This window comes from Halomonas sp. ND22Bw, assembly GCF_003011945.1.
In the GTDB taxonomy this organism is placed as follows: domain Bacteria; phylum Pseudomonadota; class Gammaproteobacteria; order Pseudomonadales; family Halomonadaceae; genus Halomonas; species Halomonas halophila.
Genome location: NZ_PXWD01000009.1, coordinates 111,968 through 129,115 on the forward strand (window position 1 = coordinate 111,968; position 17,148 = coordinate 129,115).

Genomic DNA, 17,148 nt, shown 5'->3' on the forward strand with positions numbered 1-17,148 from the left:
GCAGCAACCGTTGGTGGCGGTCGGCAGGCGGCGCGCCGTGAGTCGACTATGATGAACGCGAGACACGCCGCGGTCTCCGGCCGACCGACGGGCGCAGCACGCAACCATCACAAGGGACGTGCGCCCGGGCCGGGCCACCAGGCACGAGGTTCCACCGGGACGAGGAGAACCGCCATGCCCAGCAAGGCTCCCACCATCGTACGCGAGATCATGTCGCGCGACTGCTATCGGGTCACCGGCAAGACGTCGGCCACCACCCTGGCCCAGGGCCTGGCCCTGCACCGGCTGCCCGGGGCGCCGGTGGTCGACGAGCGCGACCAGCTGATCGGCTTCATCTCCGAGCAGGACGTGCTCGGCAAGCTGCTGGAGAGCGCCTACCTCGACGACGAGCCGCCGCTGGTCAGCGAACTGATGCGCAACGAGGTGCTGTCCGTGGCCCCGTCCAAGAGCATCACCGACCTGGCCCAGGAGATGCTGGGCGCCAAGCCCAAGATCTACCCGGTCACCGAACAGGGTCGCCTGGTCGGCATCGTGACCCGGCGCGACGTGCTCAGCGCCATCCTGCGCATGCGCCACTCCTGACCCTTCACCGCTCCTCGCTTCCGACACCCGGCGCCGCCGGGTGTCGTCGTTTGCGGACATAAAAAAACCGCCTCATCGGTGATGAGGCGGTCAAGGATCGAATCGCAAGCTAGATCAACAGTGCTAGCGACTGCCATCGCTACTGTTGTCTGCACCTGTTCTGACAGTCTTGGCAGGAAAAGTTCAGACGGCGACGAAAAAATTCCACGCTCCCTATCCGGTGCCCGCTGACGACCGGGGTTGTCAGCGTTAAGCCATTGGCGATAGTATCGAAATCGCCTCGCGGGTGTAGCTCAATGGTAGAGCAGAAGCTTCCCAAGCTTAAGACGAGGGTTCGATTCCCTTCACCCGCTCCACAGGCCTCTCACATCCTGACTCGCGCCCGCGAGCCGAACCGCCAGGTCCCGCCATGGCCCTCTTCCTGACCGTACTGGCCGTCTGCCTGCTGATCATCGGCGGCATGGTCGCCATTCTGATGACCGCACGCACGCCCCGCTATCGCACCGAGCCCGAACACCTGCTCGAGCTGTTCGATCAGGCCCTCGAAAGCCGGGTCAGCGAGACCGAATGGAACGCGGTGGTCGGCTATCCGATTCGCCACGACGATTATCTGGAGGGCGTGCGGCGCCGCGCCCAGCGGCTGATGGACGAGCACGGCCGCCATGGCCGGGTGGCCCGCGGCAAGCCGCTGCTGGACGACGAAGGACACGCCGACCTCAGCGCCCTGCGCGATCACCTCGCCGCGCGCACGGCCCTGCGCCACGGCGAAGAGCGGGAATGAGGCCTGGCGACGAATTCGGTACACTGGGCGTCATCCCGTGACCGCCGCGCCGGAGGGCGACGATGACCAGCGCGATCCGCCAGTTTCCTCTCGATACCGCCATCCACCATCATGCCCACGACTTCCACCAGATCGTGATCGGGCTCAATGGACAGGCGGAGTTCGAGATCGAGGGCCTCGGCGGCTCGATCTCGGCGCTCTCGGGCTGCATCGTCCCGGCCAATCACATGCACTACTACGCCGGTACCGGCGACAACCATCAGCTGGTCCTCGACCTGCCGCAGGACGCGCTGTCGCTGACCGGCCATCACCATGAACTGGCCCGGCTGTTCGACGCCCCGCGCTTCTTCGACCTGGATGCCTCGCTGGCCCGCTATCTCGAGTTCGTGCTCCAGGAGCTGCGCCTGCTGGCCAGTCAAGGCGCCCTGAGCGACCTGCAGCAGGACCGCCTGGCCGCCACCCTGCTCGGCTCGCTGCATGCCCGGCTGTCCGGCGACGCCTCGTCGACGGGGCGCCCCCTGGATCTCTCGGCCCTGGACCGCTACATCGACCAGCACCTGAGCGGCCAGCTCCGGGTCGCCGACCTGGCGGCCCAGGCCTGCCTCAGCGAAGCCCACTTCACGGCACGCTTCCGCGCCCAGACCGGCCTCTCGCCGTGGCGCTACGTGATGCGTCGGCGCCTGGAGACGGCCCGACGCCTGATCCACGAGAGCCATCTGCCGCTCTCCGAGATCGCCGCGCTCACCGGATTCACCAACCAGAGCGCCCTCTCCCGCGCCTTCCGCCGCGACTACGGCCACCCCCCCAGCCAGCTGCGACGCCCGGGCGCCAGGCGACTCGCCAGCAACGCACCGATGCCTTAGACCAAGGTCGTAAAAAAGCTGTCACCCGACGGCAACATCCGCGAATTCGTCAAATCCCCCAACGGAATCGACAAGCAGAGCCTTCTCTGGCGCCCTACGCTTGCAGGATACCGTGAATCCGTCGGCGCTCCCCCTGACGCGGCGGCGGACACACGACCCTGTGACGATCGGCTTCCATCGGGGAACGACATGCTCAACGCCAACAACATGCTGGAAGACGCCACCTGGCGTCAGGATCTCGACACCCTCTTCGCCCGCATCAGCGAACACTACGTGGTCGACGAGAACGACTTCGTCGAGGAGCTGATTCAGGCCCTCGGCGCGGGCCGCCAGGACTTCGCCCGCACCGCCGAGAAGACCGCCGAGCTGGTACGCGAGATCCGCGAGATGGATACCGCCGTCGATACCATCGACGAGCTGCTCCAGCAGTACAGCCTGGATACCCACGAGGGCCTGATGCTGATGTGCCTGGCCGAGGCCATGCTGCGCATCCCCGACAAGGCCACCGCCGACGCCCTGATCGAGGACAAGCTGGGCCCCGCCGACTGGAAGGCACACCTGGGCAAGAGCGAATCCTGGATGGTCAACGCCTCCACCTGGGGTCTGCTGATGACCGGCCGCGTGGTGACCCTGGACAAGCCCCAGGAAGGCCGTCCCTCCGGCTTCATCAACAAGATGGTCAACCGCATGGGCGAGCCGGTGATCCGCCGCGCCATGGTCGAGGCCATGAAGGTCATGGGCAAGCAGTTCGTCCTCGGCCGCGATATCGACGAGGCGCTCAAGCGCTCCAAGCCGCTGTTCGACAAGGGTTACACCTACTCCTACGACATGCTCGGCGAGGCCGCCCGCACCCGCCGTGACGCCAAGCGCTACTTCGACGACTACGCCCGCGCCATCGAGCGGGTCGGCAAGACCAGCCGTACGCTGTCCGCCAAGACGCCCACGCCGTCGATCTCGATCAAGCTCTCGGCGCTGCATCCGCGCTACGAGTTCGGCCGCCGCGAGCAGGTGCTGCGCGAGCTGGTCGGCAGCGTGCGCGAACTGGCCCAGATGGCCCGCGAGCGCGACGTGGCCGTGACCATCGACGCCGAGGAGGTCGACCGCCTGGAGCTGTCGCTGGAGGTGTTCCGCGCCGTCTACGAAAGCGAGACCTGCCGCGGCTGGGGCAAGTTCGGGCTGGTGGTCCAGGCCTACTCCAAGCGCGCCCTGCCGGTGCTGCACTACCTCAATCGCCTGGCCGAGCACCAGGGCGACGAGATCCCGTTGCGCCTGGTCAAGGGCGCCTACTGGGACAGCGAGATCAAGGAATCCCAGCAGCTGGGCGTGGACGGCTACCCGGTCTACACCCGCAAGTCCGCCACCGACGTGGCCTATCTGGTGTGCTCGCGCTTCCTGCTCTCCGACGCCACCCGCGGCCGGATCTTCCCGCAGTTCGCCACCCACAACGCCCATACCATCACCAGCATCCTCGAGCAGGCCAACGCCGCCGACCGGGCCTTCGAGTTCCAGCGCCTGCACGGCATGGGCGAGGCACTCTACGATGCGGCCCTCAAGCGCGCCCCCCAGGGCACCTACTGCCGCATCTACGCGCCCACCGGCGCCCACAAGGACCTGCTGCCCTACCTGGTGCGCCGGCTGCTCGAGAACGGCGCCAACTCGTCGTTCGTCCACCAGCTGGTCGATCCCAAGGTGCCGGTGGAATCGCTGTGCGTGCACCCGGCGGAGACCCTACGCCAGTACGATAGCCTGGCCAACCCGCAGATTCCGCTGCCCCGCGATCTCTACGGGCCCGGCCGCCCCAACTCGAAGGGGGCGAACCTCAACATCCGCAGCCAGTACCAGCCGCTGATGGATGCCATGGCGACGCACATGGACACCGTGTACGAGGCGCGCCCGCTGCTGGCCTTCGACGTGGCCAGCGACCCGGCGCAGACCCACGAGGTGACCGCGCCCTACGACCGCCGCCAGCGCGTCGGCACGGTGCTGTGGACCACCAAGACACAGGCCGAGCAGGCCCTGGACGCCGCCTGGGCGGCCTTCCCGCGCTGGGAGGCGACGCCGGTGGGCGAGCGCGCCGACATCCTGCGTCGCTTCGCCGACCTGATGGAGGCGAACATGGCGGAGCTGATGGCGCTGTGTTCCCGCGAGGGCGGCAAGCTGCTCACCGACGGCGTCGACGAGATCCGCGAAGCGGTGGACTTCTGCCGCTACTACGCCGTGCGCGCCGAGGAGCTGTTCGCCGAACCGACCCGCCTGCCGGGGCCGACCGGCGAGTCCAACGAGCTGATGATGGGCGGCAAGGGCGTGTTCGCGGCGATCAGCCCCTGGAACTTCCCGGTGGCGATCTTCTGCGGCCAGATGGTCGCCACCGCCGTGGCCGGCAACACCGTGCTGGCCAAGCCCGCCGAGCAGACCTCGATCGTCGCCCATCGCGTCGTCGAGCTGCTGCGCGAGGCCGGCATGCCCCGCGACGTGGTGCAGCTGCTGCCCGGCGACGGTCCCACCGTCGGCAGCGTGCTGACCAGCGACCCGCGCGTCACCGGCGTGGTGTTCACCGGCGGCACCGACACCGCCCAGGTCATCAACCGCGCCCTGGCCAACCGCGAGAACGCCGCGCTGCCGACCCTGGTGGCCGAAACCGGCGGCATGAACGCCATGATCGTCGATTCCACCGCCCTGCCCGAGCAGGTCGTGGCCGACGTCATCCACTCGGCCTTCCAGAGCGCCGGCCAGCGCTGCTCGGCGCTGCGCGTGCTCTACCTCCAGGACGACGTGGCCGACCGCGTGATCCAAATCCTCGAAGGCGCCATGGCCGAGCTTCACGTGGGCGACCCGCGCGACCTGGGCACCGACGTGGGCCCGGTGATCGACGAGGACGCCCGCCGGGGCCTGCAGGCGCACATCGACCGGCTCAAGGGCGAGGGTCGGCTGCTGGCCGAGACCCGGCTCGACCCGGCGCATACCGCCGAGGGCACCTTCATTGCCCCCAGCGCCTTCCAGATCGACGGCATCGACGCCCTGGAGCGCGAGCAGTTCGGCCCGGTACTGCACATCGTGCGCTACAAGGCCCAGGACCTCGACCGGGTGATCGAATCGATCAACGGGCGCGGCTATGGCCTGACGTTCGGCGTGCACAGCCGCAACGAATCCTTCGCCGAGGAGATCGCGCAGAAAATTCGCGTTGGCAACGTGTACGTCAACCGCAATATCATCGGGGCCGTCGTCGGGGTCCAGCCGTTCGGCGGCCAGGGCTTCTCCGGAACGGGCCCCAAGGCGGGTGGGCCCCACTATCTTCTGCGGTTCGCCACGGAAAAGACGGTAACGATCAATACCGCCGCACTCGGCGGCAATGCGTCACTGCTTGCGCTGGGAGACGAGTGATCCCCGCTCGTCGGTAACGACAACAAACTGAAGGAAGTCCCTCATGGTCGAAAACAACGCCACCATAGGCTTTACATTCGCGCTGTACCTGATCGTGATGCTCGGCATCGGGATCATCGCCTACAAGCGCACCAGCAACCTCTCCGATTACATCCTCGGCGGGCGCTCGCTGGGCCCCTGGACCTCGGCGATCTCCGCCGGGGCCTCGGACATGTCCGGCTGGCTGCTGCTGGGCCTGCCCGGCGCGGCCTACGCCAGCGGCCTGTCCGCGGGCTGGATCGCCGTCGGCCTGCTGGCCGGCACCTGGCTCAACTGGCTGCTGGTGGCACGTCGGCTGCGCGTCTACAGCTTCCGGGCCGATGACGCCCTGACGATCCCGGACTTCCTGGCCAAGCGCTTCCGGGACAACAGCCAGCTGCTGCGGGTGATCTCGGCGGTGTTCATCCTGCTGTTCTTCATGTTCTACACCAGCTCCGGCCTGGTGGCAGGGGCCAAGCTGTTCGACACGGTGTTCGGCTTCGACTACACCCTGGCGTTGACCATCGGCACCCTGGCGATCATCTCCTACACCTTCTTCGGGGGCTTCCTCGCGGTGTCCTGGACCGACCTGATCCAGGGCCTGATGATGGCCGCGGCGCTGCTGATCGTGCCGGTCGTGGCGCTGACCGAGATGGGTGGCCTGGGCGGCAGCGCCCAGGAAATCCTGGCGGCCAACCCGGACATGCTGAAGTGGTTCACCGACGCGTCCACCGGCGAGGCGCTGTCGGTGATGGGCATCGTCAGCTCGCTGGCCTGGGGCCTCGGCTATTTCGGCCAGCCGCACATCCTGGCCCGCTTCGCCGCCATCCGCAGCGAGAAGGACATCCCCACCGCACGCCGCATCGCGGTGAGCTGGAGCGCCCTGGGCCTGCTCGGTGCCATGGCCGTGGGCCTGCTCGGGACCGTCTACATGGCGCGTGACCTGGGCGACGGCGAGACCATCTTCATGGTCATGGTCAACGCCATCTTCCACCCGGTGATCGCCGGCGTGCTGCTGGCCGCCATCCTGGCCGCGGTGATGTCCACCGCCGACTCCCAGCTGCTGGTGTCGTCCTCGGCGCTGACCGATGACTTCTACAAGGCCATCTTCCGCAAGGATGCCACCCAGGGCGAACTGGTGTGGGTGGGCCGCTTCGCGGTCATCGGTATCGCCGTCATCGCCTATCTGCTGGCGCTGAACCCCGACTCCACGGTGCTGGGACTGGTGTCCTACGCCTGGGCAGGCTTCGGTGCGGCCTTCGGCCCGGCGCTGATCATGTCGCTGTTCTGGCGCCGCATGAACACCTGGGGCGCGCTGGCCGGCATCGTCGTCGGCGGCGTCACCGTGGTGGCCTGGGCCCAGATCTCCGGCGGCATCTTCGATCTCTACGAGATCGTGCCCGGCGTGATCTTCGCCTACATCGCCATCGTGGTGGTGAGCCTGGTGACCGAGGCGCCGACCGACGACATCACCGCCGAGTTCGACAGCCTCGAGGAAGCCGCCTGATCGCGGCATCCGGACGAGAGAGCAAGCAAGAAGCCGCCTGCGGGCGGCTTCTTTCGTTTCGTCATCCCGTCGTCACGTCCCCGGGGCGGCGAGATCACCCCATCAGCCCCCTGCCCAACAGCGCCAGGGCAAACAGCGGCAGGGCCGCCCGGCTCCAGGTCGTGCCGGAGAGTCGCCACAGCCCCCGCCCACCGACCGACATGGCCACCGGCCGCGCAAAGGCGCCACCCAGCGCCCAGATGCCCAGCAGCACCAGCACTGCCCGCCAGGGCCAGTCGAGCCCCTGCACCAGCGCGGGTTGATACAGCAACCATACCGACAGCCCCGCCGCCGTCAGCAGCGCGACCAGCGGTCTGTCGCCCGCCCCCGGCCTGGCGGGAAACCGCGTCTCGAAGCGCATGGCCATTCCCTCTCGCCGTCGCCTGTCTCACCGATCCAGTGAAGCCGAAAACCTCGAGATCGGCGAATCCGTGCAGGAAATGTGAAAGCTATACGCCTCCTGTACATCATAAGTCCCTGTCGGCAGGCGCTTTCGTTAAAGCAGGAGAAATCCGCCAGGGGTTTGATAGAAAAATCCTACAAGACATTTAGAAACAGTGTTTTTATACTGACCACATTCCATGCGATGACGCCGAATCGGTCGGCGTCGGCATCCAGGACGAACCAGGGAGGTTTCCCCATGAAGATGACCCGTCTGATCACCGCCACCGCCATTGCCGCCGCCGGCCTCGTCGGTGCCCAGTCCGCCATGGCCTACCAGGCCGGCGACATCTACGTGCGCGGCGGCATCGCCAAGTCCGAAGTCAACGACGACATCGGCTCCCTCAACGGCGACGATATCGACGTCTCCGACGAGCGCGGCTTCTCCTACGGCCTGGGCTATCAGTTCCACGACAAGTTCGGCGTCGAGCTCAACGGCACTCAGGACATCGAGCACGATGTGGCCATCGGCGGCGCCAACGTCGGCTCCGTGGACCGCCGCCCGATCAACCTGATGCTCAACTACTACCCGCTGGGCGGCACCGGATCGCGCATCCAGCCCTACGCTGGCGCGGGCCTCAACTACACCGACTTCAACGACGTGACGGTTGCCGGCCTGGATGTCGATGACTCCTACGGCGCCGCCGCCCAGCTCGGCGTGGACTTCGCCCTGACCGACCACCTGCTGGTCGGCGCCTTCGCCAACTACGCCGATGTCAGCCCCGACATCGAGATCAACGGCCAGGATGCCGGCGACATCGACGTCGACCCGGTCACCGTCGGCGGCGGCTTCACCTACCGCTTCTGATCCGCGCCACGCCATGACCACCAGGACGCCGGGCCCCGTGCCCGGCGTCCTGTTTTGACGTGCATCAATTCAAGCCGCGAACCATTTTGCCTTGAGTCAAATCGGCGCCGCGGCGCACCCCGTAGACTGGAGCCCTCGCTTACCTTCACCGAGGAGCCAGCCTCATGCGCCGCACCCTGATTTCCACCCTGATCGTCGCCACCGGCCTCGCCGCCAGCAGCCAGGTGCTCGCCTATGGCGCCGGCGATATCTACACCCGCGTCGGCGTGGCCAAGGTCGCGCCCAAGAGCGATAACGGCGATCTCGCCAGCGGCACCTATGAGGTCGACGTTCAGGACGACAACGGCTTCGCCTTCACCCTAGGCTATCGCTTCACCGACAAGCTGGGCATGGAGCTGCTGGCCGCCGAGCCCTTCGAGCACGACATTCAGCTCAACGGCGCCAACCTCGCCTCCACCAAGCACCTGCCGCCGACGCTGACCCTGCAGTACTATCCGCTGGGTGGCACCCAGGCGCGCGTGCAGCCCTATGCCGGCGTCGGCGTCAACTACACCCATTTCTCCGACGAGCACATCGATGGCGGCGATCTGGAGCTGGAAGACTCCTGGGGCGCGGCCGCCCAGCTCGGCGTCGACCTCCTGATCGACGAACACTGGGCCCTCAACGCCGCCGCCTGGTATCTCGACATCGACACCGATGCCGAGCTCGGCGGCACCGACATCGGCAACGTCGAGATCGACCCGCTGGTGGTGATGGGCGGCATCAGCTTCCGCTTCTGAGCCGCGTCGACATGCCATGCAAAAGGCCCGCCGAACGGCGGGCCTTTTGGCGTGCGAGCCGCGTGGCGAGTGTCGGCGCCGCTAGCGGGCGGTATGGCGCGACAGCCCCAGCGCCTTGAGCGTCTCGTCGTCGAGGCCGTGGATGGCTTCCACATCGGCCAGGCGGGCGTGATAGTCAGCACTCAGGAAGGGCTTCCCGGCCAGGAGGTGGTCGAGATACTCTCGCGCCGGCCGCAGCGCCTCGCCGGTGGTACCCGGCGCGGCCACATAGACCCAAGCCTCGATGGGGCCTTGCCCCGTGTGGATGGGCAGGCGCAGCCGATCGTAGTCGTGGGGGAAGCCCTCGAAGGGGTCCATGCACTCGATCTGCTCCGGGGCGAGCAGCTCGAACAGCGCTCCCTCGACCCGCTCACCGTCGGCGGGCACCACGTTGGCGTGGCTGATGCCGGGCACCCGCGAGGCCTTGTCGAAACGCAGGGCATGGTCGCGCAGCACCCCGGGCAGGGCACGCCGGGTCGTGCCGATCCGCGCCTCGATCCGGGCGGCGTTCATGTTGCTGCCGTAGGCGAAGTAATAGGGCATGGGCGACTCAGTTCTCGGTGACCAGCTGGTCGATCCGCTCCACCACCTTGCCCATCAGCACCCGCTGGCTGGCCTTCGCCCCTTCCTGAATCAGGTAGGCGTCCACCGCGGGCGCCACGTCGCAGCTCGCCGGCATCGGCGCGCGCGCCTCCACCAGCGCCTCGAGCCGGGCGATGAACACGAAACGCAGCCACTGGGGCAGTGACATCGTGTCGATGCAGAACGGCTGGGAACTGTCGAAGGCCTCCGGCGCGGGACGCTCCATGCGCCACAGCTCGGATGCCTTCATGGTGGACTCGAGTTCGCGAAGCGCCTGCCCGAGTTCCTCGTGAACGGTCATGATTGATACCTCTGGTCTGACTAGGGGACCATTATCCCGCGCCTGCGCGATGCGGGCCACCCCCGTCAGGCCGGGGCGGCGGGCAACACCTTGCGCAGGAAGTCCCGGGTGCGAGGGTCCTCGGGCGCCTGGAACAGCCGCGAGGGCGGTCCCTGTTCGACGATGCGCCCGCCTTCCATGAACACCACCCGATCGGCGACGTCCCGGGCGAAGGCCATCTCGTGGGTCACCACCAGCATGGTCTGGCGCTCGGCGGCCAGCTGCTTCATCAGCGCCAGCACCTCGTCGACCCACTCCGGGTCCAGCGACGACGTGGGCTCGTCGAACAGGATCACCTCGGCCTGGGCAGCCATAGCGCGGCCGATGCCGACCCGCTGTTGCTGGCCGCCGGACAGCGAGGCCGGATAGGCGTCCGCCTTGTCGGCCAGTCCGATGCGCTCGAGGATCTCCCTGGCCCGGGCGTGGGCCTTCGCCTTGGGCCAGCGATTGACCACGATCAGCCCCTCGGCGATGTTCTCCAGCGCCGTCTTGTTGGCGAACAGCGCGTAGTTCTGGAACACGAAGGCGGTACGCCGTCTTGCGGCCAGGATGTCGGCGCGGCTGGCCCGGGTCACGTCGACCTCCAGGTCGCCCAGGGTCAGCCGGCCGGCGTCGGGCCGCTCCAGGAAGTTGAGGCAGCGCAGCAGGGTCGACTTGCCGGTGCCCGACGGGCCGATCACCACGATGATCTCCCCCCGCTCGATCTCCAGATCGATGCCGTCCAGCACTGTGCTGTCGCCGAAGCGCTTGACGAGTTGGTTGACCTTGATCATCGGCGATAGGCCTCGTTGAGTCGGCGTTCCAGGCGCCGCTGGCACCAGGCCAGCAGCTCGACGATGGCCCAGTAGATCACCGCCACGGTGATGAAAGCCTCGAAATAGAGGAAGCTGCCCGCCGCCTCCTTCTGGGTGGCCCCCATCAGCTCGGTGACGCCGAGAGTAAATGCCAGGGAGGTGGCCTTGATCATGTCGATGAAATAGTTCATCAGCGTCGGCACGGCCACCCGGGTGGCCTGGGGCAGCACGATCCGCCGCATCAGCTGGCCGTTGGTCATGCCGATGGACAGCGCCGCCTCGGTCTGGCTGCGGTCCACGCCGACGATGGCGGCGCGGATCGACTCCGCCATGTAGGCCGAGAAGTGCAGCGTCAGCCCCATGATGGTGGCGGTGATGCCATCGATCTGGGTCAGGAAAGCCAGCACCTGGGGCAGGCCGTAGTAGAACAGGAACAGCTGCACCAGCAGCGGGGTGCCGCGGAAGAAGGAGATGAACAGCAGGGTGATGCCATTCAGCCCCGGAAGCTTCAGCACCCGTATCACAGCCAGTCCGCAGGCCAGGGCCAGGGCCAGCACCATCCCCGCCGCGGCCATCGCCAGGGTCAGCGGCAGATAGCTGAGCAGGATGGGCGCGAGCCCCAGCATGTAGTCGAAATCGAGCACGCTCATGTCGGGTGCTGCGCCTCAGGGCCGCGTGATGTCGTTGCCGAACCAGCGTTCGGAGATATCGGCCAGGGTGCCGTCCTCGCGCAGGGCCTCGAGCGCCGCGTCGACCTCGTCGCGCAGGGCACGTCCCTGCTCGGTGTCGCGGAACGGCAGGGCGTTGTGGATCTCGGAGAACGGCTGGCCGGCCAGCTGCAGCGGCAGCGGCTTCTCCTGGATCACCTGGCTGGCACTGACGCGATCCATGACGAAGGCATCGACGCGGCCCAGCGCGGTGTCCTGCTCGATATTGCTCTCGTAGGTGCGGATATCGATGTCGTCGGCATAGGGCAGCTCGCGCAGCAGCTGCTCGTAGTTGGAACCGAGGTTCACCGCCACGCGCTTGCCGCGAAGGTCCTCGACGCCGTCGATCGCGTCGTTGCCCTCCTTGACCACCACCTGGGCGCCGTCATAGACGTAGGGCGCGGTGAAGACATACTTCGCCTCGCGCTCCTCGGTGATGGTGATCTGGTTGGCGATGGTATCGATGCGACCGGACTCCAGCATGCCGAACAGGCCGGAGAAATTGGCGGTCACGAACGTCACCTCGGCGCCCATCTCCTCGCCCACCGCGTTCATGACATCGACCTCGAAGCCCTTGAGGGTGTCCTGCTCGACGAAGGTGAAGGGGAAATAACCGCCCGACATGCCGACCCGGAGCGTCGTGTCCTGGGCGAAGGCGCCGCCGGAGAAGGCGATGGCGCCGGCGGCGAGAAACGTCAGAGTGAAGCGACGAAGCATGATGTGCCTCCGTTTGGATTCTGTTTTTGGAATAAAAACGACTGTTTAATATTTCATTTTCGCACAGACCATAGTGGAAATCTCGGTCATGGACCAATAGTGGCCCATTATGGGCGCCATAGCGGCCAAGCGGATCATTCATTCACAGCAGCGCTGAATGTTCCTGTGGATAACCACTGGAAAGCCGTCGCCGAGGCCGATACGGTGGGCGCGAAGCATGATCGTTCAGGATTTGATCAGCCTGCTCATCATCGCCCGTCGCCACGGGCTGACAGCGTCGGGGCACCACGGTAGAGTGCACGCTCGTCACAGAGGGAAACCGCATGCAGCCGATCGACAGCTTTCACGATTTCTTCGCGCGCACCGGGGCCGAGACCTGGCTCTATCACATGGGGCGCGGCGTCGAACCCTGCGGGCTGGAGACGCTGACGGCACTGGAGCGGGACGAGCAGCCCTGGCCGCAACCCTGGCAGGGCAAGGCCCGACTGGCGATGGTGTTTCGTCTCGGCGAGATGGAAGACCCGCTGATCTGGTTCCTGGCACTGCCGCTGGACGAACAGGGCCGGCTCGACCCGGCGCCTCGCGACGCCTTCCTGCAGCGCCTGCTGGAGACCCTGGGTCGCAACGTCCAGGGTCTCGGCCGCGAGGACGGGGAGGCGATCGACAACCTGATGAAGGACAATCCGCTGGCCTTCACGCCCTCCCTGCCCTTCCAAGCCGTGCTGCACGCCCGGGCAAGCCGCGACATGGACCGGCCGGCCAGCCAGCACATGGAACCCGCCGAGGCCTACCTGGAAGGCCAGCAGGCGCTGGACTGGCGAGCCCTGGGCCTGCAGGGCCTGGCCGACGTCGCCGTACGCATGGACGACGCCCAGGCCCAGCGCCTGGCGGCGCGTCTGCCGACCCTGCCTGGCGAAGTGCTGGTCTCGCTGTGCTACTGTCTGGAACATGTGGACGTTCCCCGGCCGCTGGCCGAGGCGCTGCGCGCCCGGGGCGAGACGGCCGCCGAGTCCGGCGACATCGAGACCTTCTGCGCCTGCGTGCGCGCCGTGTCCGGCGCCGAACGCGAGGTCGCCGGCGCCTGGCTCGATGCCCTGCTCGACGATCCCGAGGCCTGCGGCCCGGACCTGCTGGCGGCCATCGCCGGGCGCAGCTGGCGTCACCTGGAAGACGGCGAACGCCTGCCGCGCTTCCTGACCCGGCTGGCGGACACGCCGCGCGCGGACTTCGCTGCCGTGGCACGCGACTTGGCGCTGATTCCGCGCCTGCGGCTGCCGGTGCTGATGACGCTGCGCGAGGCCGACACGGACTCCGCCATCGGACGACGCCTGGGCGATCTGTCCCGCGGATGACATCATGAGGAAGGATGCCATGAAGGAGCTGCCCTATCAGGCCAAGGCGGTCATCGGCCGCCGCGAGATGGTAACCCTGCCGGAACTCGGCCTGACGCTGTGCGCCAAGGCCGACACCGGCGCGCGCACCTCGTCGCTGCACGCCGAGGACATCGAATCCTTCGAGGAAGACGGCCACCTGTGGGTCAGCTTCACCACCCGTGGCGGCGGGCCGACGAGCCCGGCCCACGTGCACTGCCTGCACCTGTACGACCGGCGCCAGGTCACCAGCTCCAACGGCCAGGCCGAGTGGCGCTACGTGATCCGCACGCCGATGCAGCTCGGCGAACTGGAGTTCCCCGTCGAGCTGACCCTCGCCGACCGTCGCCAGATGCGCCACCCCATGCTGCTCGGGCGTCGCGCCCTGCGGCGGCTGCTGGTGGCCCCGGGCGCCGGCTTCCTGCACGGCGAACCCTGATCCCCGCCATCTCCTGGCATCGGAGGCCCTATGCATATCGCGCTGCTGTCCCGCAATCGCAGGCTCTATTCCACTCGCCGGCTGATCGAGGCCGCCGAGCAGCGAGGCCATACCACCCGGGTGGTGGACACCCTGCGCTGCTACATGAGCATCGCCTCCCACCAGCCCTCGATCCACTACAAGGGCGAACAGCTCGAACCCTTCGATGCCGTGATCCCGCGCATCGGCGCCTCGATCACCTTCTACGGCTGCGCCGTGCTGCGCCAGTTCGAGATGATGAACATCCCGGTGCTCAATGACAGCGTCTCGATCACCCGCTCGCGGGACAAGCTGCGCTCGTTGCAGCTGCTCTCGCGCAAGGGCATCGGCCTGCCGGTGACCGGCTTCGCCCACTCCCCGGACGACATTCCCGACCTGATCACCATGGTCCGCGGCGCACCGCTGGTCATCAAGCTGCTGGAAGGCACCCAGGGCATCGGCGTGGTGCTGGCCGAGACCAACCAGGCCGCGGAGTCGGTGATCCAGGCTTTCATGGGCATGAAGGCCAACATCATGGTCCAGGAGTACATCAAGGAGGCCAAGGGGGCCGACATCCGTTGCCTGGTGATCGGCGACAAGGTGGTGGCGGCGATGAAGCGCCAGGCCGCCGAGGGCGAGTTCCGCTCCAACCTGCATCGCGGCGGCAGCGCCAGCGTGATCCGCATCACCCCGGAGGAGCGCTCCACGGCGATTCGCGCCGCCAAGGCCATGGGCCTGCGCGTGGCCGGGGTCGACCTGCTGCGCTCGAACCACGGCCCGGTGATCATGGAGGTGAATTCGTCGCCCGGCCTGCAGGGCATCGAGACCGCCACGGGCAAGGACATCGCCGGGTTGATCATCGAGCACCTGGAGAAGAGCTCGACCCCGCGACGCAAGGCACCGCCCAAGCCGAAAGGCTAAGCCAGGACGCCGAAATATTTGACCGCTGGGGGTGGCAAAAGGCCGACGACACCCCCACAATCTGCGTCACCGGAGGAGGTGACCGCCCATGTTTCTCGATAATCGCCAGGTGGCGATGGACAGCGTCCTCGAGGCGCTGGCCGACAGCATCGACTATTTCCAGGACAACCATGAGCGCCTGCGGCCCAGCCTGCGCGACGTCCTGCAGCCCTATTTCGATACCCGGAAAGCGTTGATGCGCGATCTGCAGGAACTGGCCCGCCGGCACCTCGCCCTCCTCCCCCGCGATGCCGACGTCGAGCGCGACGACTACATGTGGCTGTGGAGTCGCCTGAAGAGCTTCGTCGGCGACGACAGCCAGGTGCTGATCAACGAGCTGCTGGAACAGGAGCGGGTGCTGATGCAGGCGCTGTCGACCCTGTACACCCACCCGCTTCCTGACGCCATCGAGTCGGTCATCGAGGAGTGCTGGAAGCACTGTCGCTCGCTGATTCGCGAGCTGTATCGGCAGCAGAAGAAGCATCAGCGGCGCTGAGCGCCGCCCGCGGCACGATCTGCAGCGGCTCCTCGGGCCCCAGGAAATGGGGCTCACGCCCCCATACATAGAGATCGCCCAGGGTCGCCACTCGTGCGGCCCACTCCCGCGCCTTCAGCCGCAGCACGCCCTCCGACGGTCGCTCCGGCGCCGCGCAGCCGCGCGCCTCGATGCCCAGCGCCTCGGCGATGAACAGCGCCCGCGGCAGGTGCCACGACTGGGTGACCAGCAGCGCCCGCTTCACGCCGAAGACGCCGCGCGCCCGGGACAGGGTATCGAAGGTACTGAAGCCGGCGTAGTCCAGTGTCATGGCCGCGTCGGGCACGGCGCGACCGCGCAGGTCACGCCACATGGTCACCGGCTCGTTGTAGTAACGGGTGCTGTTGTCCCCGGACAGCAGCAGGTGCTGCACCCGCTCACCGCGGTACAGCCGCGCCGCCGCCTGCATGCGGCCCTCGAAATGCGGATTGCGCTGGCCGCTGCGCGTCCAGTGGGAGGTGCCGAAGACGATGCCCACCCGCTCCGGGCCGCACTGCTGAAGTCCGTGGTCGATGCGCCCGCGGGTCTCGGCCAGCACCCACAGGTTGGCGCCCACGAAAAGCAGAATCGCCAGGAGTGCGAGCCCCCCCAGCGACATCAGCAGTCCCCTGACACCTTTCCACAATGAGATGGGCATCCGCCTTACCTGATTGGCCTACCAAAGCGACGATTCATGTAGCGAGCGACGAGAGGCTGGCCGTCGCCGGAGCGCAGCAACCGCCGTCGACAGCTGGCTCGAGGAGGATGGTGACGGTCCGACGCCTCGGCACCGCTCGGCGGCCAGGATATCAAGCGCAGCCATGAATCGTGTTTTGGTTAAAACATGCCGAGCTCGAGCTTGGCCTCGTCACTCATCATCTCACGACTCCAGGGCGGGTCGAAGACGATCTCGGTGTGCACCTGGCTGATCTGCGGGGCGCCGAGGATCTTGTGGCGCGCATCGGCGGCGATGACGTCACCCATGCCGCAGCCCGGCGCGGTCAGGGTCATGCGGATGGTGACGATACGCTCGCCGGTGATCAGACGCTCGATACGACAGCCATAGACCAGCCCGAGTTCGACGATGTCGACCGGGATCTCGGGGTCGAAGCAGGTCCGCAGCTGATCCCAGACGAACTGCTCGATCGCTTCCTCGGAGGCGTCCTCGGGCAGGGTCGGGCGCGGCACGGCCTCGAGTCCCAGGGCGTCGAGGTTGCTGCCCTCGATCAGGTAGAGCCGCCCCTCGTGGCCCACGCTGACCGAGTTGCCCTTGGCCTGCATCACGCTGACCTCGCTGTCCTCGGGCAGCGTGATGGTCTTGCCGAAGGGAATGGAGATGACCTCGACGTCGCGCTGCAGGGGCAGGACCTGGCCCTTGTGCAGGCTCGCCAGGGGATCGTCGATCTCGCTCATAGGACTCCTTGGAGCTTCATTCACAGCGGCCGCGGCGAGCCTTCAGGGTGCTCGCC

General features: G+C 67.2%; 19 protein-coding genes and 1 tRNA gene. 12 read left to right on the forward strand and 8 right to left on the reverse strand.

All coding sequences use genetic code 11. The features are described 5' to 3' along the window. Positions 1–174 precede the first annotated feature (174 nt). The 6 genes from CVH10_RS12670 to putP all read left to right on the forward strand — a co-directional run bounded on the left by CVH10_RS12670 (position 175) and on the right by putP (position 7,132). Positions 175–582 carry a CBS domain-containing protein gene (locus tag CVH10_RS12670; RefSeq protein ID WP_035595521.1) on the forward strand — a complete coding sequence of 136 codons (408 nt, stop codon included), beginning with the start codon at positions 175–177 and terminating at the stop codon, positions 580–582. 282 nt (positions 583–864) lie between these two features. Further along, a tRNA-Gly gene (locus CVH10_RS12675) sits at positions 865–938 on the forward strand. 53 nt (positions 939–991) lie between these two features. After that, entirely contained in the window at positions 992–1,363 is a 372-nt protein-coding gene (locus CVH10_RS12680) for a hypothetical protein (RefSeq protein WP_035595415.1), read from the forward strand. A 62-nt stretch (positions 1,364–1,425) separates the two neighbouring features. Next, a complete protein-coding gene (locus CVH10_RS12685; protein ID WP_035595414.1) occupies positions 1,426–2,226 on the forward strand; it encodes an AraC family transcriptional regulator in 801 nt (266 codons plus the stop codon). A 189-nt stretch (positions 2,227–2,415) separates the two neighbouring features. Further along, positions 2,416–5,607 carry a bifunctional proline dehydrogenase/L-glutamate gamma-semialdehyde dehydrogenase PutA gene (gene putA / locus CVH10_RS12690; protein WP_035595413.1) on the forward strand — a complete coding sequence of 1,064 codons (3,192 nt, stop codon included), beginning with the start codon at positions 2,416–2,418 and terminating at the stop codon, positions 5,605–5,607. Between the two features lie 43 nt (positions 5,608–5,650). Further along, positions 5,651–7,132: a sodium/proline symporter PutP gene (gene putP, locus CVH10_RS12695; protein WP_046079876.1), complete on the forward strand. Its 1,482-nt coding sequence runs from the start codon at positions 5,651–5,653 to the stop codon at positions 7,130–7,132. A gap of 94 nt (positions 7,133–7,226) precedes the next feature. On the opposite strand, the gene CVH10_RS12700 is transcribed toward putP, so the two are convergent. After that, a complete protein-coding gene (locus CVH10_RS12700; RefSeq protein WP_152561232.1) occupies positions 7,227–7,442 on the reverse strand; it encodes a hypothetical protein in 216 nt (71 codons plus the stop codon). A gap of 369 nt (positions 7,443–7,811) precedes the next feature. Between CVH10_RS12700 and CVH10_RS12705 the strand changes: the two genes are divergently transcribed. Continuing rightward, positions 7,812–8,420 carry an OmpW family protein gene (locus CVH10_RS12705; RefSeq protein WP_106488880.1) on the forward strand — a complete coding sequence of 203 codons (609 nt, stop codon included), beginning with the start codon at positions 7,812–7,814 and terminating at the stop codon, positions 8,418–8,420. 164 nt (positions 8,421–8,584) lie between these two features. After that, complete coding sequence (locus CVH10_RS12710; RefSeq protein ID WP_046079878.1) at positions 8,585–9,199, forward strand: OmpW family protein; 615 nt, start codon at positions 8,585–8,587, stop codon at positions 9,197–9,199. 81 nt (positions 9,200–9,280) lie between these two features. On the opposite strand, the gene CVH10_RS12715 is transcribed toward CVH10_RS12710, so the two are convergent. From CVH10_RS12715 to CVH10_RS12735, 5 genes are all read right to left on the reverse strand, one after another. Further along, positions 9,281–9,781 carry a gamma-glutamylcyclotransferase family protein gene (locus CVH10_RS12715; RefSeq protein ID WP_106488881.1) on the reverse strand — a complete coding sequence of 167 codons (501 nt, stop codon included), beginning with the start codon at positions 9,779–9,781 and terminating at the stop codon, positions 9,281–9,283. Positions 9,782–9,788: 7 nt separating this feature from the next. Then, entirely contained in the window at positions 9,789–10,121 is a 333-nt protein-coding gene (locus tag CVH10_RS12720) for a YqcC family protein (RefSeq protein ID WP_035595406.1), read from the reverse strand. A gap of 65 nt (positions 10,122–10,186) precedes the next feature. Continuing rightward, positions 10,187–10,933, reverse strand: a complete 747-nt coding sequence (locus tag CVH10_RS12725) for an amino acid ABC transporter ATP-binding protein (protein WP_106488882.1) — start codon at positions 10,931–10,933, stop codon at positions 10,187–10,189. Next, on the reverse strand, positions 10,930–11,604 hold the full coding sequence (locus CVH10_RS12730) for an amino acid ABC transporter permease (protein ID WP_035595402.1): 675 nt from the start codon (positions 11,602–11,604) through the stop codon (positions 10,930–10,932). The genes CVH10_RS12725 and CVH10_RS12730 overlap by 4 nt, the downstream gene beginning before the upstream one ends. Before the next feature lie 15 nt (positions 11,605–11,619). Further along, positions 11,620–12,378: an amino acid ABC transporter substrate-binding protein gene (locus CVH10_RS12735; protein WP_035595399.1), complete on the reverse strand. Its 759-nt coding sequence runs from the start codon at positions 12,376–12,378 to the stop codon at positions 11,620–11,622. A 323-nt stretch (positions 12,379–12,701) separates the two neighbouring features. On the opposite strand from CVH10_RS12735, the gene CVH10_RS12740 reads away from it, so the two are divergent. From CVH10_RS12740 to CVH10_RS12755, 4 genes are all read left to right on the forward strand, one after another. Beyond that, positions 12,702–13,730 carry a DUF3549 family protein gene (locus tag CVH10_RS12740; RefSeq protein WP_106488883.1) on the forward strand — a complete coding sequence of 343 codons (1,029 nt, stop codon included), beginning with the start codon at positions 12,702–12,704 and terminating at the stop codon, positions 13,728–13,730. Between the two features lie 19 nt (positions 13,731–13,749). Beyond that, entirely contained in the window at positions 13,750–14,187 is a 438-nt protein-coding gene (locus CVH10_RS12745) for a RimK/LysX family protein (RefSeq protein WP_035595393.1), read from the forward strand. 30 nt (positions 14,188–14,217) lie between these two features. After that, positions 14,218–15,126, forward strand: a complete 909-nt coding sequence (gene rimK / locus CVH10_RS12750) for a 30S ribosomal protein S6--L-glutamate ligase (protein WP_035595390.1) — start codon at positions 14,218–14,220, stop codon at positions 15,124–15,126. A gap of 88 nt (positions 15,127–15,214) precedes the next feature. After that, positions 15,215–15,661 (forward strand): hypothetical protein, encoded by a 447-nt coding sequence (locus CVH10_RS12755; RefSeq protein WP_035595387.1) that lies wholly within the window; start codon positions 15,215–15,217, stop codon positions 15,659–15,661. Here the strand turns inward: CVH10_RS12755 and CVH10_RS12760 are convergent. Further along, on the reverse strand, positions 15,582–16,337 hold the full coding sequence (locus CVH10_RS12760) for an ElyC/SanA/YdcF family protein (protein WP_181244409.1): 756 nt from the start codon (positions 16,335–16,337) through the stop codon (positions 15,582–15,584). The genes CVH10_RS12755 and CVH10_RS12760 overlap by 80 nt on opposite strands. Positions 16,338–16,516: 179 nt before the next feature. Beyond that, a complete protein-coding gene (gene sufT, locus CVH10_RS12765) occupies positions 16,517–17,092 on the reverse strand; it encodes a putative Fe-S cluster assembly protein SufT (RefSeq protein ID WP_173834957.1) in 576 nt (191 codons plus the stop codon). Between the last annotated feature and the right edge of the window lie 56 nt (positions 17,093–17,148).